The sequence below is a fragment of the Burkholderia sp. BCC1993 genome (assembly GCF_905339865.1).
In the GTDB taxonomy this organism is placed as follows: domain Bacteria; phylum Pseudomonadota; class Gammaproteobacteria; order Burkholderiales; family Burkholderiaceae; genus Burkholderia.
Window position 1 is genome coordinate 84,798 of record NZ_CAJPGZ010000012.1, and the last position, 14,351, is coordinate 99,148.

Annotated in this window: 17 protein-coding genes; 4 read left to right on the plus strand and 13 right to left on the minus strand. The window is 65.6% G+C overall.

From position 1 onward, the window contains the following. Nucleotides 1–3: 3 nt before the first annotated feature. The 8 genes from U4Y91_RS21085 to U4Y91_RS21120 all read right to left on the minus strand — a co-directional run bounded on the left by U4Y91_RS21085 (nucleotide 4) and on the right by U4Y91_RS21120 (nucleotide 8,455). On the minus strand, nucleotides 4–843 hold the full coding sequence (locus U4Y91_RS21085; protein ID WP_044847895.1) for an ABC transporter permease subunit: 840 nt from the start codon (nucleotides 841–843) through the stop codon (nucleotides 4–6). Continuing rightward, the gene (locus U4Y91_RS21090) at nucleotides 840–1,826 is read right to left on the minus strand and encodes an ABC transporter permease subunit (RefSeq protein WP_321806865.1); all 987 of its coding nucleotides are present in this window, start codon (nucleotides 1,824–1,826) and stop codon (nucleotides 840–842) included. Before U4Y91_RS21090 ends, U4Y91_RS21085 begins: the two co-directional genes overlap by 4 nt. Before the next feature lie 10 nt (nucleotides 1,827–1,836). Then, nucleotides 1,837–2,991 (minus strand): ABC transporter ATP-binding protein, encoded by a 1,155-nt coding sequence (locus tag U4Y91_RS21095; RefSeq protein ID WP_321806717.1) that lies wholly within the window; start codon nucleotides 2,989–2,991, stop codon nucleotides 1,837–1,839. A gap of 191 nt (nucleotides 2,992–3,182) precedes the next feature. Continuing rightward, nucleotides 3,183–4,298 carry a polyamine ABC transporter substrate-binding protein gene (locus U4Y91_RS21100; protein ID WP_321806718.1) on the minus strand — a complete coding sequence of 372 codons (1,116 nt, stop codon included), beginning with the start codon at nucleotides 4,296–4,298 and terminating at the stop codon, nucleotides 3,183–3,185. 62 nt (nucleotides 4,299–4,360) lie between these two features. Continuing rightward, nucleotides 4,361–5,794 carry an aspartate aminotransferase family protein gene (locus U4Y91_RS21105; RefSeq protein WP_321806719.1) on the minus strand — a complete coding sequence of 478 codons (1,434 nt, stop codon included), beginning with the start codon at nucleotides 5,792–5,794 and terminating at the stop codon, nucleotides 4,361–4,363. 37 nt (nucleotides 5,795–5,831) lie between these two features. Beyond that, nucleotides 5,832–7,172 carry a glutamine synthetase family protein gene (locus U4Y91_RS21110; RefSeq protein ID WP_321806720.1) on the minus strand — a complete coding sequence of 447 codons (1,341 nt, stop codon included), beginning with the start codon at nucleotides 7,170–7,172 and terminating at the stop codon, nucleotides 5,832–5,834. Nucleotides 7,173–7,201: 29 nt separating this feature from the next. Further along, on the minus strand, nucleotides 7,202–7,987 hold the full coding sequence (locus tag U4Y91_RS21115; protein ID WP_321806721.1) for a gamma-glutamyl-gamma-aminobutyrate hydrolase family protein: 786 nt from the start codon (nucleotides 7,985–7,987) through the stop codon (nucleotides 7,202–7,204). Between the two features lie 285 nt (nucleotides 7,988–8,272). Then, nucleotides 8,273–8,455 carry a hypothetical protein gene (locus tag U4Y91_RS21120; protein WP_006402789.1) on the minus strand — a complete coding sequence of 61 codons (183 nt, stop codon included), beginning with the start codon at nucleotides 8,453–8,455 and terminating at the stop codon, nucleotides 8,273–8,275. A gap of 468 nt (nucleotides 8,456–8,923) precedes the next feature. Here U4Y91_RS21120 and U4Y91_RS21125 point away from each other — a divergent pair, with 468 nt between their 5' ends. Then, on the plus strand, nucleotides 8,924–9,475 hold the full coding sequence (locus U4Y91_RS21125) for a cupin domain-containing protein (protein WP_044849101.1): 552 nt from the start codon (nucleotides 8,924–8,926) through the stop codon (nucleotides 9,473–9,475). 87 nt (nucleotides 9,476–9,562) lie between these two features. Next, nucleotides 9,563–11,053, plus strand: coding sequence for an aldehyde dehydrogenase (locus U4Y91_RS21130; RefSeq protein WP_321806722.1), 1,491 nt, complete (start codon nucleotides 9,563–9,565; stop codon nucleotides 11,051–11,053). Between the two features lie 58 nt (nucleotides 11,054–11,111). Here U4Y91_RS21130 and U4Y91_RS21135 read toward each other — a convergent pair whose 3' ends face one another. Further along, nucleotides 11,112–11,312 (minus strand): heavy-metal-associated domain-containing protein, encoded by a 201-nt coding sequence (locus U4Y91_RS21135; RefSeq protein WP_044849094.1) that lies wholly within the window; start codon nucleotides 11,310–11,312, stop codon nucleotides 11,112–11,114. A gap of 333 nt (nucleotides 11,313–11,645) precedes the next feature. On the opposite strand from U4Y91_RS21135, the gene U4Y91_RS21140 reads away from it, so the two are divergent. Both U4Y91_RS21140 and U4Y91_RS21145 read left to right on the plus strand, forming a co-directional pair. Continuing rightward, nucleotides 11,646–11,978, plus strand: coding sequence for a cupredoxin domain-containing protein (locus tag U4Y91_RS21140; protein ID WP_011353437.1), 333 nt, complete (start codon nucleotides 11,646–11,648; stop codon nucleotides 11,976–11,978). A gap of 12 nt (nucleotides 11,979–11,990) precedes the next feature. Then, nucleotides 11,991–12,827: an FTR1 family iron permease gene (locus U4Y91_RS21145; RefSeq protein ID WP_257773474.1), complete on the plus strand. Its 837-nt coding sequence runs from the start codon at nucleotides 11,991–11,993 to the stop codon at nucleotides 12,825–12,827. A 73-nt stretch (nucleotides 12,828–12,900) separates the two neighbouring features. Here U4Y91_RS21145 and U4Y91_RS21150 read toward each other — a convergent pair whose 3' ends face one another. The 4 genes from U4Y91_RS21150 to U4Y91_RS21165 form a co-directional block, all read right to left on the minus strand. After that, on the minus strand, nucleotides 12,901–13,119 hold the full coding sequence (locus tag U4Y91_RS21150; protein WP_321806723.1) for a hypothetical protein: 219 nt from the start codon (nucleotides 13,117–13,119) through the stop codon (nucleotides 12,901–12,903). Next, nucleotides 13,119–13,574 carry a hypothetical protein gene (locus U4Y91_RS21155; protein ID WP_321806724.1) on the minus strand — a complete coding sequence of 152 codons (456 nt, stop codon included), beginning with the start codon at nucleotides 13,572–13,574 and terminating at the stop codon, nucleotides 13,119–13,121. The genes U4Y91_RS21150 and U4Y91_RS21155 overlap by 1 nt, the downstream gene beginning before the upstream one ends. A gap of 88 nt (nucleotides 13,575–13,662) precedes the next feature. After that, the gene (locus U4Y91_RS21160; RefSeq protein WP_321806725.1) at nucleotides 13,663–13,983 is read right to left on the minus strand and encodes a DNA-binding transcriptional regulator; all 321 of its coding nucleotides are present in this window, start codon (nucleotides 13,981–13,983) and stop codon (nucleotides 13,663–13,665) included. Further along, a complete protein-coding gene (locus U4Y91_RS21165) occupies nucleotides 13,976–14,341 on the minus strand; it encodes a type II toxin-antitoxin system RelE/ParE family toxin (protein ID WP_321806726.1) in 366 nt (121 codons plus the stop codon). The genes U4Y91_RS21160 and U4Y91_RS21165 overlap by 8 nt, the downstream gene beginning before the upstream one ends. Between the last annotated feature and the right edge of the window lie 10 nt (nucleotides 14,342–14,351).

Consider the following 14,351-nt stretch of genomic DNA (forward strand, 5'->3'; position numbering starts at 1 on the left):
GCGTCAGGCCGCGGCGAACGCCGCCTTCATGTCAGCCACGCGGCGCCGTTCGCGCGCGATCATCATCTGGTTCACGACGATCACGCCGATCGTCACCGCGGTGATGAACAGCGTCGCCAGTGCGTTCATTTCCGGGTTCAGCCCGAGCCGCACGCGCGAGAACACCACCAGCGGCAGCGTGGTCGAGCCCGGCCCCGACAGGAACGCCGACAGCACCAGGTCGTCGATCGACAGCGTGAACGACAGCAGCCAGCCCGACAGCAGCGCCTGCGAGATCAGCGGCAGCGTCACCACGAAGAACACCTTCAGCGGCGTCGCACCCAGGTCGAGCGCGGCTTCCTCCAGCGACTTGTTCATCTCCTTCACGCGCGACTGCACGATGATCGCCACGTACGACACGCACAGCATCACGTGGCCGATCCAGATCGTCACCATCCCGCGGCCCTTCGGCCAGCCGAACATCTGCTCCAGCGCAACGAACAGCAGCAGCAGCGAGATCCCCTGGATCACCTCCGGAATCACCAGCGGCGCGTTGATCATCCCCGTATACAGCGTGAAGCCCTTGAAGCGGCCGAAGCGCGCGAGCACGAAACCCGCCCACGTGCCGATCACGACCGACGCGGTGGCCGTCAGCAGGCCGATCTTCAGCGACAGCCACGCGGCGGTGAGCAGTTCGTCGTCCTGCCACAGCGCCGCGTACCACTTCAGCGAGAAGCCCGACCACACCGTCACCAGCTTCGACTCGTTGAACGAGTACACGACCAGACTGATGATCGGGATGTACAGGAACAGGAAGCCGAAGGCGAGAACGCCCGTCGACAGCGGTTTGCTCGGCTTGATCATTTCGCTTCCTCCAGTTCCTTGACCTGGTAGTACTGGAACAGCGCCATCGGCACCAGCAACAGCAGCACCATCGCGACCGTCACCGCGGACGCCATCGGCCAGTCCATGTTGTTGAAGAATTCATCCCACATCACGCGGCCGATCATCAGCGTGTCGGCGCCGCCGAGCAGTTCCGGAATCACGTACTCGCCGACTGCCGGGATGAACACCAGCAGGCTGCCGGCGATGATCCCGTTCTTCGACAGCGGCAGCGTGATGCGCGTGAACGCGACCCACGGCTTCGCACCGAGGTCGTAGGCCGCCTCGAGCAGCGTGAGGTCCATCTTCACGAGGTGCGCGTAGAGCGGCATCACCATGAACGGCAGGTACGAATAGACCATCCCGATGTAGACGCCCGCGTCGCTGTGATAGAGGCGCAGCGGCGTGTGGATGATGCCGAGCGCGATCAGCGTGTGGTTCAAGAGGCCGTCATCCTTCAGGATGCCGATCCATGCGTACACGCGGATCAGGAACGACGTCCAGAACGGCAGCATCACGGCCATCATCAGCACGTTGCGCCGGCCCGGCTCCGAGCGCGCGATGTAGTACGCCATCGGGAATCCGATCAGCAGGCACAGCAGCGTCGACACGGCGGCCATCTTCAGCGAGCTGAGGTAGGTCGCGATGTACAGGTCGTCCTGCAGCAGGAACGCGTAGTGCGACAGCTGCAGCGCGAAGTGCACGACGCCGTCCTTGATCTCGACAAGCGACGTGTACGGCGGGATCCCCATCACCTGGTCGGCGAAGCTGATCTTGAACACCAGCACGAACGGCAGCGCGAAGAAGATCGCGAGCCACAGGAACGGCACGCCGATCGCGACGCCGCGGCCCGACGGCAGGAAGCGCGACAGCGCGGCGAAGCGGCTGCGGCGCTTCGAAGCCTGTGTCGTTGCGGTGGCACCGGTCGAAACCGGCGCGGACGGAGTGGAGGCGGAAGTTCTCATCATGTCGTCCTCACTGCGTCAGCACGACGCCGCTGGCCGGCGACCACGACACGAACACGTCGTCGTTCCACGCCGGCGCGCTGTCGTGCATCAGGTGCGAACTCGACAGGTTCGACACGACCGTCTTGCCGCTCGGCAAACGCACGTGATACAGCGAGTAGGCACCCATGTACGCGATGTCGGTCACCACGCCGCGCGCCCAGTTGTGATGCGAGCCCGGCTTGTCGCGCGATACGTGCACGCGCTCCGGCCGTACCGAGATGCCGACCGGCATCCCGAGCGGGCCGGTCACGCCGTGGCTCACGTACATGCGTGCCTCGAGGTCGTCGCTTTCGACGAAGATGTGATCGGGTTCGTCCTCGACCACGCGGCCTTCGAACAGGTTCGTCGAGCCGATGAACTCGGCCGAGAAGCGGCTGTTCGGGTATTCGTACACGTCGCCCGGCGTGCCGATCTGCACGATCTTGCCTTCGCTCATCACCGCGAGGCGGCTCGCCATCGTCATCGCCTCTTCCTGGTCGTGCGTGACCATCACGCAGGTCACGTCGACCTTCTCGATGATGTTCACCAGTTCGAGCTGGGTCTTCTGGCGGATCTTCTTGTCGAGCGCGGACATCGGCTCGTCGAGCAGCAGCAGCTTCGGGCGCTTCACCAGCGAGCGCGCGAGCGCGACGCGCTGCTGCTGGCCGCCGGACAGCTGGTGCGGCTTGCGCTTCGCGTACTTGCTCATCTGCACGAGCGCGAGCGCATCGGCCACGCGTTCCTTGATCTCGTTTTTCGGCGTGCCTTCCTGCTTCAGCCCGAACGCGACGTTCGACTCGACCGACATGTGCGGGAACAGCGCGTACGACTGGAACATCATGTTGACCGGGCGGCGGTACGGCGGCAGCGACGCGAGGTCCTCGCCGTCGACGAAGATCTTGCCGGAGGTCGCCGTCTCGAGCCCGGCGAGCATGCGCAACAGCGTCGACTTGCCGCAGCCGGAGCTGCCGAGCAGCGCGAACAGCTCGTTCTTCGCGATCGTCAGGTTCACGTTGTCGACGGCCGTGCTGTCGCCGAACTTCTTCACGACGTTTTCGATGCGCACGAAAGCGTCGTTCTTCGTGCGGGCCGCGGCGGCCGGTTGGGTGTGGCGTGCGGCAGCGGAAGAGGGTATCGATTGCATGGGAGTCACCATTCGTTCTTCACGGATTGCAGGCGTGAGCGTCCCCGCGCGAGGCGTACAACGCGACTCGCGGACAACGGCTCGTGCCGGATGGAACAGGGCGCGCGGTGCGCGCGGGCGGACGAAAGCGTCCGCGGATCTCTGGCGGGCAGGCGTTCAGCCGACGCCTGCGCCGCCGTGATGGTTCGTGATCAGTGGCCCGTCTTCAGCTGTGCCCACAGACGGTTCTCGAGGCGCAGGATATCGGCCGGCATCGGCTTCATCAGCACCATCTTCTTCAGCACGTCCTCGGGCGGATAGACGGTCGGATCCTGCGCGACGGCCGGCGTGACGAACGGGTGCGCGGCCTTGTTCGCGGTCGGGTAGAACACCGTGTTGGTGATCGCCGCGTTGACCTTCGCGTCGGACACGTAGTTGATCCATTTCAGCGCGGCCTCGGGGTGCGGTGCATCCTTCGGGATCACCATCACGTCGAACCACAGCAGGCCGCCTTCCTTCGGGTTCGAGAACTTGATGTCGTACGGGCGCTTCGCCTCCGACGAGCGGCGATGCGCGATGCCGACGTCGCCCGACCAGCCGAGCACGACGCACACGTCGTTGTTCGCGAGGTCGTTGATGTAGCCGGACGAGTTGAACTGGGTGATGTACGGGCGGACTTTCTTCAGGACTTCGAACGCCGCCTGGTAGTCGCCGGGGTTCTTGCTGTTCGGATCCTTGCCCATGTACTGCAGCGTGGCCGCGAACACGTCGACGGCCTGGTCGAGGAACGACACGCCGCAGCTCTTCAGCTTTTCCATGTTGGCCGGGTCGAACACCAGCGCCCAGCTGTCGACGGGCGCCTTGTCGCCGAGCACCTTCTTCACCGCCTGCGCGTTGTAGCCGATGCCGTCGGTGCCGTAGGCCCAGGGAACGCCGTACTGGTTGCCCGGATCGGCGTCCGAGATCATCTTCATCAGCAGCGGGTCGAGGTTCGCGAGGTTCGGGATCTTCGACTTGTCGAGCTTCTGGTACACGCCGGCCTGGATCTGCTTGGCCATGTAGTTCGAGGTCGGCACGACGATGTCGTAGCCCGAGCTGCCCGCCAGCAGCTTCGCCTGCAGCGTGTCGTCGCTGTCGTAGTTGTCGTACTTGACGTGGATGCCCGTCTGCTTCTGGAAGTTCGGGATCGTGTCGGGTGCGATGTAGTCGGACCAGTTGTAGACGTTCAGCTCGTCGGCATGCGCCGACGGACTGGCGACCGACGTGAACGCGGCCACCGCGGCAAGGGCCGCAATGGAACAGGCTTGGCGAAGAAAGCAGGCACGCATGGTGGAATTCCCCTGGGTTATGGCGGCGCGCGGCACCCGCCGCACGCCTGTAGGCAAAGTCGTTACGAAAGGCCCAGTTGCTGGGCGGTCGCATCGACGGCCTTCTTCGCCTTCGATACGAGTTCATCGATTTCCTGACGCGAAATCACGAGCGGCGGCGACAGCAGCATCCGGTCGCCGGTCGCACGCATGATCAGGTTGCCGTTGAAGCAGAAGTCGCGGCAGATCGTGCCGACCTCGCCGCCGTTCGCGAAGCGGCGGCGTTCGGCCGGCGACTCGGCGAGCTGCAGGCTCGCGACCATCCCGTGGCCGTGCACTTCGCCGACGATCGGGTGACGCGCGAAGGTTTCGCGCATCAGCGCCTGGAAGTACGGGCCCGTGTCGTGCTTCACGCGCTCGACGATCCCCTCGTCGCGCAGCAGCTTCAGGTTCGCGACCGCCACCGCCGCCGCGACCGGGTGCCCCGAGTACGTGAGGCCGTGATTGAATTCACCGTTGTCGATGATCGGGCGCGCGATGCGCTCGTGAATCCCGACGGCACCCATCGGCACGTAACCCGAGGTCAGGCCCTTGGCCATCGTGATCAGGTCCGGCTCGAAGCCGAAGTGCTGGTGCGCGAACCATTCGCCGGTGCGGCCGAAGCCGCCGATCACTTCGTCGGCGACGAGCAGGATGTCGTACTTGCGGCAGATCCGCTGGATTTCCGGCCAGTACGTCGACGGCGGGAAGATCACGCCTCCCGCGCCCTGGAACGGCTCGCCGATGAACGCGGCGACGTTCTCCGCGCCGAGTTCGAGGATCTTCGCTTCGAGCTGCTGCGCACGCGCGAGGCCGAATGCTTCGGGCGTCTCGCCGGCTTGCGCTTCGCCGAAGAAATACGGCTGGTCGATGTGCACGATGTTCTCGACCTTCGAGGGCATCTGCTCGTGCATGTAGCCCATCCCGCCGAGCGTGCCGCCCGCGATCGTCGAGCCGTGATAGCCGTTCCTGCGCGAGATCACGTATTTCTTCTGCGGCTTGCCCTGCACGCGCCAGTACTGGTGCACGAGACGCAGCACGGTGTCGTTGCCTTCCGAGCCGCTGTTGCAATAGAAGAAGTGGTTGAAGCCCGCGGGCGTGACTTCGGCGAGCATCGCCGACAGTTCGATCACCGGCGGGTGCGTCGTCTTGAAGAACGTGTTGTAGAACGGCAGTTCCTGGAGCTGGCGATATGCGGCGTCGGCGAGCTCCTTGCGGCCGTAGCCGACGTTCACGCACCAGAGGCCGGCCATCCCGTCGATGACCTTGTTGCCGTCCGAGTCCCACAGGTAGACGCCGTCGGCCTTCACGATCACGCGGCTGCCCGCGCGATTCAGTGCGCCCATGTCCGAGAACGGATGGATGTGGTGTGCGGCGTCGAGCGCGCGGTATTCGGCGGTCGAGCGCGCCTGCGTCGTGCGCGGTGCGGCGGCCGGTGCGGCGGGCTGGATCCAGGCAGATTCGTTGCGGTACGTCATGTTTCCTCCGTGATTCCGTATTCGGTCGTGTGCACGCTCAGACGTGCAGCAGCAGATGGCGGCGTTCCCACGAGCTGATCACGCGGAAGAACGCTTCGTATTCGGTTTCCTTCAGCGCGAAATACGCCTTCAGGAACTTGTGGCCGAGAATCTCGCCGAGCGGCTCGCACGCGGCCATCAGCGTGAGCCCTTCCTCGAGGTTGCGCGGCAGCTGGTACGGCAGGTCGTAACCGTCGCTGACGAGCGGTTCGGTCGGCTCGAGGCGTTGCGTCATGCCGAGATAGCCGGCGGCGAGCGTCGCCGCGAGCGCGAGGTACGGGTTGCAGTCGACGCCCGGAATCCGGTTCTCGATGCGGCGCGCGGCCGGGCCCGAGTGCGGGATGCGGAAGCCGACCGTGCGGTTGTCGTAGCCCCACTGCACGTTGATCGGCGCGGCCATGAAGCGCGACAGCCGGCGATACGAGTTGATGTACGGCGCGAAGATCGGCATCAAGGCGGGCGTGTACTTCTGCAGCCCCGCGAGGTAGTTGTAGAACAGCGACGTCGCGCCACCCGTTTCCGGCGACGTGAACAGGTTGCGGCCCGTTTCCTCGTCGACGATGCTCTGGTGCACGTGCATCGCTGAGCCCGGCTCGTTTTCCATCGGCTTGGCCATGAAGGTCGAGTACATGTTGTGGCGCAGCGCGGCCTCGCGCACCGTGCGCTTGAACAGGAACACCTGGTCGGCCAGCGACAGCGCGTCGCCGTGCATGAAGTTGATCTCCATCTGCGCGGCGCCGACTTCGTGGATCAGCGTGTCGATGTCGAGGTTCTGCGCTTCGCAGTACTCGTAGATGTCCTCGAACAGCGGGTCGAACTCGTTCACCGCCTCGATCGAATACGACTGGCGGCCCGTTTCGGGGCGGCCCGTGCGGCCGACCGGCGGACGCAGCGGCAGGTCCGGGTCCTTGTTCATGTCGACCAGGTAGAACTCGAGCTCCGGCGCGACGACCGGTTTCCAGCCCTTCGCCTTGTAGAGGTCGAGCACGCGGCGCAGCACGTAGCGCGGCGAGATCTCGACCGGCGAGCCATCGAAGTGCACGCAGTCGTGGATCACCTGCGCGGTCGGATCGACGGCCCACGGGATCAGGCGAATGGTCGACGTGTCGGGCACGCACACCATGTCGGGATCGGTCACGCCGGTCAGCGAACCGTCTTCCGGATAGTCGCCGGTGACGGTCTGAACCATCACGGCCTGCGGCAGCCGCATCGATTCGCCGGACGTGAACTTGTTGCGCGGCGTGATCTTGCCGCGCGCGATGCCGGCCATGTCGGGAATGATTGCTTCGATCTCGGTGATCCGGTGCTGCTTCAGAAAGTCTTCGATGTTGTCTTGCATGTCTGTTCTCGTTATGTGGGTCGGCGCGCTCAGGCGAGCGCGGCGGCGGCCGTGGCACGCGTGCGGGCGTCGCGGCGCGCGCGGCAGGCGTCGCCGAAGGCGCGGAAGATCGCGCTCGACAGCGGGTCATGCGCATGCCGCCATTCCGGGTGCCATTGCACGGCGAGGGCGAAGGCCGGGGCATCGACGACGCTGACGGCCTCGATCAGGCCGTCCGGCGCGACGGCTTCGACGGCGAGTCCGGAGCCGAGCTGCGCGATGCCCTGCTTGTGCAGCGAGTTCACGTGCACGTCGTCGCGGCCGCCGGCGAGCGTGTGCAGCACGCCGCCGGGCGTCAGGCGCACGACGTGCGCGGGGCCGTATTGCGTATCCATCGGCGCGTCGTCGTCCTCGCGGTGATCGGCGAGGCCCGGCACGTCGTGCACGCGCTGGTGCAGCGTGCCGCCGCAGACGACGTTCAGCTCCTGGAAGCCGCGGCACACGGCCAGCACGGGCACGCCCGCGACGATCGCCGCGCGCAGCAGCGGCAGCGTCGTCGCGTCGCGTGCGGGATCGTGCTTCGTGCCGGGTGCGCTCGGCTCGCCGCCATACAGGTGCGGCTCGACGTTCGAATAGCTGCCGGTAAACAACAGGCCGTCGACCGTGGCGAGCACGTCGTCGACCGGCTGGCGATCGCCGAGCGCGGGCAGCACCATCGCGAGCGCGTGCGCGCCGTCGACGATCGCCGCGACGTACTTGTCGCCGACCGTGTGCGACGCATGTGCGCCGATCTGCGTGAAGTCGGCGGTGATGCCGACGAGGGGTTTCCTTTCCATGACGTCAATCAGTTGTCCGTAGGGCCGTGGCGTGCATGACGCGGGAAAACCGCAAAATGCAGGCGCGACACGGCCCCGCAGCCTGGCGAAACGCGCAAGGCCGCTGGTGAATGGGCGCAACGGGTTCGCATGGCGATCCGCGCTACGCGCGACGGTCAGGCCATCGTTCGTTTCGTTGTGCCGTGCGACGCGGCAATGGATGCGCGAACGCGTTCCGTCACCGCGCAGACGACGCGGCTGACGAACAGGCAGTTGAAACGAACGACGAGAAAAGGAGGAGAGGCGCTATGGCAGCAGCGACGCGACTTCGTCGGTATCGACGGCCACGAACGCGCGTGCAGAAACGGCGTTGTGACGGCGAACGGAACGACGGGACAGGATGGTGTAGATCGACAGATGCAGCAGGCGAGGACTATGCCAGCCGCAACTGCCATCGGAAGCGGGAGCAGCGCTGCGCAAACTTCGCACATCGCCTCGATCCCACCTCACCAGAGGGCCACGGACTCTCACGATTACACTCGACTGGTTTGTTGAAAGTATTGAACACCTGATCGTTTCGGCGCGCGAGGCGTTTAAAATAATCGAGGTGCCGGGCCTGCGTCATTTACATCGATGGGCATCAATTTTTACGTTGCAATAACGTTTTTCGGTGCCGATGAATGGCCAATGACGCTGACCTGAGAGCCAGCATATACGAGCCAAAAACGGCGTCAAATGTTTTTTGACGGTCTCGTGTCAGGGCTTTCCCGAGGCGCTGCGAACAAAAGATTCGTAAATGGAATGACTCGCACGGTGTTCATTATTTCGAACGCCTTTCAGGGTTTTCCCCGCTGATGCGCGGCATAAAGTGATTAGAATATTCAACAGCCGCTCAACGCTGTCCAATGCGTCGCTTCACTTTTTCACCGCACTCCTATCGTGTCCGAAACCGAATCGATGTCCACCGAAGTCGCCGAGCGCCTGCGTTTCGTGCGCAACAAGCATGGCCTGTCGCAGCGCGAACTCGCGAAGCGGGCCGGCGTGACCAACGGCACGATCTCGCTGATCGAACAGGGGCGCGTGAGCCCGTCGGTCGGCTCGCTGAAGAAACTGCTCGAATGCATCCCGATGAGTCTCGCGGAGTTCTTCACGTTCGAGCTGGTCGAATCGCGCTCGGTCGTGTCGCGACGTGACGAGATGCCGAACCTCGGCAACGACGCGCTCGCGTTTCACCTCGTCGGCGCGGGCGTGAAGGACCGCAACATGTGCATCATGCGCGAGGTCTACCAGCCGCTCGCCGATACGGGGCCAGAGATGCTCGTGCACGCGGGGCACGAGGGTGGCGTGGTCGTGTCGGGCCGGCTCGAGCTCACCGTCGACGGCGCGACCTGGCTGCTCGACCCCGGAGACGGCTACTACTTCGAAAGCCGTTTGCCGCACCGTTTTCGCAATCCCAGCGCGGAACAGCTCTGCGAGGTCGTGTCGGCCAATTCGCCGGCCACCTTCTGACCGCGCATCACCGCATTCGCCACCGCCGGCAGCGTTGCCTGCGCTGCGTGCCGCAGCGCGAATGCCACAACCGTTGAGGTATCCTGAATGAACAAGTTGACTTTGGCTGACTGGCAGGACAAGGCGGCGTCGCTCGAGATCGAGGGGCGCGCATTCATCGACGGCGCGTCGTGCGACGCGCACGGCGGCAAGACGTTCGACTGCGTGAGCCCGATCGACGGCCGCGTGCTCGCGAAGGTGGCCGATTGCGGCGAGGCCGACGTGAACGCCGCCGTCGCGGCCGCACGCCGCGCGTTCGACGCCGGCGTGTGGGCCGGACTGAACCCGCGCGCGCGCAAGGCCGTGCTGCTGCGCTGGGCCGCATTGATGCGCGAGCATCTCGACGAACTGTCGCTGCTCGAGACGCTCGACGCGGGCAAGCCGATCGGCGACACGACGACGGTCGATGTGCCGGGCGCCGCGTATTGCGTCGAGTGGTTCGCCGAAGCGATCGACAAGGTCGGCGGCGAAGTCGCGCCGGCCGACCATCATCTCGTCGGCCTCGTCACGCGCGAGCCGGTCGGCGTGGTCGCGGCCGTCGTGCCGTGGAACTTCCCGATCCTGATGGCCGCATGGAAGTTCGGCCCGGCGCTCGCGGCCGGCAACAGCGTCGTGCTGAAACCGTCGGAGAAATCGCCGCTGACCGCGATCCGCGTCGCGCAGCTCGCCTACGCGGCCGGCATCCCGGCCGGCGTGTTCAACGTCGTGCCGGGCGCGGGCGAACCGGGCAAGCTGCTCGCGCTGCATCGCGACGTCGACTGCATCGCGTTCACCGGCTCCACGGCAGTCGGCAAGCTGATCATGCAGTACGCCGCGCAGTCGAACCTGAAGCGCGCGTGGCTCGAACTCGGCGGCAAGTCGCCGAACATCGTGCTGCCCGATTGCCCGGACCTCGACCGCGCCGCGCAGGCCGCGGCCGGCGCGATCTTCTACAACATGGGCGAGATGTGCACGGCCGGCTCGCGACTGCTCGTGCATCGCGACATCAAGGACGCGTTCATCGAGAAGCTGGTCGCGGCCGCGCGTGCGTACGTGCCGGGCAACCCGCTCGATCCGTCGGTATCGATGGGCGCGATCGTCGACGGCATCCAGCTCGAGCGCGTGCTCGGCTACATCGACGCCGGGCGCAAGGAAGGCACGCTCGTCACGGGCGGTGCGCGCGTGAAGGCGGAGACGGGCGGCTTCTACGTCGAGCCGACGGTGTTCGAGGTGAAGCCCGATGCGAAGATCGCGCGCGAGGAGATCTTCGGTCCCGTGCTGTCGGTGATCGTGTTCGACGATGTCGACGAGGCGGTGCGGATCGCGAACGATACCGAGTACGGGCTCGCGGCGGCGGTGTGGACGTCGGACCTGACGACCGCGCACGACGTGTCGCGCCGGCTGCGGGCGGGCACCGTGTGGGTGAACTGCTACGACGAAGGCGGCGACATGAACTTCCCGTTCGGCGGCTACAAGCAGTCGGGCAACGGCCGCGACAAGTCGCTGCATGCGCTCGAGAAGTACACCGAGCTGAAGTCGACGCTGATCCGGCTGCGCTGACGCGGCCGGTGGTCGGGCGCAGTGCCGGCCGGCGCTGCGCCCGCGCTGCGCGCGCGCGTCAAGCCGTGCGCAGCGCCGGGTGGAAGCCCGCGGCTTCGATGATCGACTGCACGCGTTCGGCGCCTTGCGCCGATTCGACCTTGACCGTCTTCGCGGCGACGTCGATGTCGAGCTTCGCAGCGGGGTCGGCTGCCGTCACGGCACGCGTGATGGCGTTGGCGCAGCCGCCGCAGGTCATGTCCTGGACTTCGAATTCCATCGTGTTCTCCTGGGTTGAGTGGCGATTCACAAACAGCGCCAGCATGAAGCTTGCCATGGTGGGAAGGTCAAGCCATTCGTCGCGTTCGGCATCGTACAAGCTGTTTGTAAAGCTGAAGTCAGACGAATCGTAATCCGCTGATGTACGTCAGTCCGAATTTTTCCCGATTGACGGTCGCGCATTGTCGGCGAAATCTGGCGGAGCCTTGCACGACAAGGTGCGTGTCGCGTCGATGGCGCCCGATGTCCATGTCGTCAGTAAGGGTACTTCGAGAGGGAAATGCGAATCGATCTTACTATCGGTTCCCCCTCGATATTTCATTTCGTTACCCATATGAATCGCTTCGCTTTCGGTTTCGCACTGGCCCTGCTGGGCGCATCGGCAACGTCCGCCTTCGCTGCTGACGATGTCGTCAACCTGACCCTGAAGGATCACAAGTTCTCGCCCGACGGCGTGACGATTCCGGCCGGCAAGAAGGTGAAGTTCGTCGTGAAGAACCTCGATGCGACGCCCGCGGAATTCGAAAGCGACGATTTCAAGGCAGAGAAGGTCGTGCCGGCCGGCAAGTCGGTCGAGATCCTCGTCGGGCCGCTGAAGGCCGGCACCTACGAGTTCCACGACGAGTATCACGAAGCGCAGTCGAAGACGCACCTGACCGTCAAGTAAGCGGATATCGCCATGCTGTCTACTGCCCTGATCGTCTTTCGTGAAGTGCTCGAGGCCGCGCTGGTGGTCTCGATCGTGATGGCCGCCACGAAGGGCGTGCCGCGGCGCGGCTGGTGGGTCGGCGGCGGGCTCGTCGGCGGCGTGATCGGCGCCGGCCTGATCGCCGCGTTCGCCGACGTGATCTCGCAGTGGGCATCCGGCATGGGGCAGGAAGTCTTCAACGCGGGCGTGATGTTCGTCGCGACGCTGATGCTCGCGTGGCATTGCATCTGGATGAGCCGCCACGGCCGCGAGATGGCGCTGCACATGGGCGAGGTCGGGCGGGCCGTCGCGGCCGGCAGCCGGCCGCTGACGGGGCTCGCGATCGTGGTCGGCGTCGCGGTATTGCGCGAAGGCTCCGAGGCCGTGCTGTTCCTGTACGGCATCGCGGCGGGCGATCCGGGACAGACGCCGCAGATGATCGTCGGCGGGCTGCTCGGCGTGCTGGGCGGCGCCGGGCTCGGCTATGCGATGTATGCGGGCCTGCTGCAGATTCCGCTCAAGCGCCTGTTCTCCGTCACCAATGCGCTGATCGTGCTGCTCGCGGCAGGGATGGCGAGCCAGTGCGTCGGCTTCCTGCTTGCCGCCGGCCTCGTGCCGTCGTGGGGCGACGCGGTCTGGGATACGTCGTGGCTGCTCAAGGAAACGAGCATCGTCGGCAAGGCGCTGCATACGCTGATCGGCTATACCGCGCGTCCCGCGGGGATCCAGATCGCCGCGTACGTGGTCACGCTGGTTGCGATCGTCGTGTTGGCGCGGCTGGTCGGCCGGCCCCGGACGGTCGTGCCGCCGCCGCGGCCCGTCGCCTGAACGGGCGGGGCCGAATGCAACAAGGGGCGTCGTGGACGCCCCTTGTTACTTGCGTTGACGGTTCGCGCGCCGTTCAGCGATGGCTGTCGATCCACGCGCGGGCCCATTCGAGCCCCGCGTCGCGCGCTTCGTCCTCGGTATCGAACACGCCGAGCACGCCCGACGCTTCGACGAGCCGGTTGTTCTGCGTGATCGTGCCGCTCGCCGCGAAGCGTTCGGGCTGCAGGATTTCGTCCTGCTGCAGGATCGAATGGCCCCAGATCTGGTAGCCGTGATAGGTCTGCGCTTCCATTATCGCGTCACCTCCGCGGAACGGCGGCTCGCGCCGACGCGCAGCACGTTGCCGTCCGGCGTGTATTGCCGCGGGATATCGGAGTAGCCGAGTGCGTGCGGCGTGTCGGGCACGGCCGGCTGCATCACGGTGAGCCGGCCCGGCGCGGGCTGCGCGACCGGGCGCGGCGCGGCGGGCGCGTCGACCGTCGCGGCGGGCGGTCGATGCGGCGCGGCTTTCACGGCTTGTGCGACGCGGCGCTTGTGCGGCTTCACGACCGCCTTCGGCTGTACGCTCGCGTGTTTTTCCGCGGTTTTGTTGCCGGCGTGCGCGTCGGCGGCCGCGCGCGGGGGCGGCGTACGTGCCGCCGGCACGCGCGCCTCGGGCGGGTTCCAGACTTCGACGTAATGCTCGGTCGCCCAGCCCGTCGACGCGAAGGTCAGCGCCAGCAATGCGCATCCAAACAGTCTTACCATGGTCTCTCCGTCATCTTGCTTGCGGCTTGCGTCGTGTTGCGGTGCCCGGGGCGGCGGCGGCCGCTCATCAGCGTTCGGGGAACGCGGTTCAGGAAAATACCTCGAGCCCGTGCTTCTCGACGATCTGCAGCATGCGCGCGGCGATGCCGCTCGGCCGCTTGTCGCCCTGTTCCCATTGTCGGATCGTCGACGTCGTCGTGTTCAGGTAGAGCGCGAACACGCTCTGGCTGACGTTGACCGACTTGCGGATGCGGGCGATCGCTTCCGGATCGAACTTCGGCGCCGCTTCGATGCATAGCGCGTCGTATTCGCGCATCGTCTTCTTGTCGATCAGTTGCGCGCGATAGAGGCCCGACGCGGCGCTGTGGACCGCCTCCGTCGCGTCGCTCTTGAATCGACTCTTAGCCATTGCAAATCTCCACCCACTCGTTCAGTGCGACCAGTGTCGCGATGTCGACGTCGGTGCGCCGACCGACGTCCGCGGCGAGCTTTTTGAAGGCGCGCAGTTCGCGAGCATCGATGTCGTCACGGTCGCGCTTCGCGAACAGGAACACGAACACCCACGTATGCCCGACCTTGCCCAGCACGATGCCGCGCTGCCGATTTCCGTCCAGGCGCTTTTTCCAGACGTTGCCGCCGAGATCGACGCCCTGGCCCCGCGCCAGCTCGCGCACCGCGCGGCACAGTTCGCCATCGGCGATTCCCGCTTTTCCTGCTGCCTTGTGAAACCACTTCGTCTTGAATACGCGTCGTACGGAAGCAGACATGTCGAGCCAG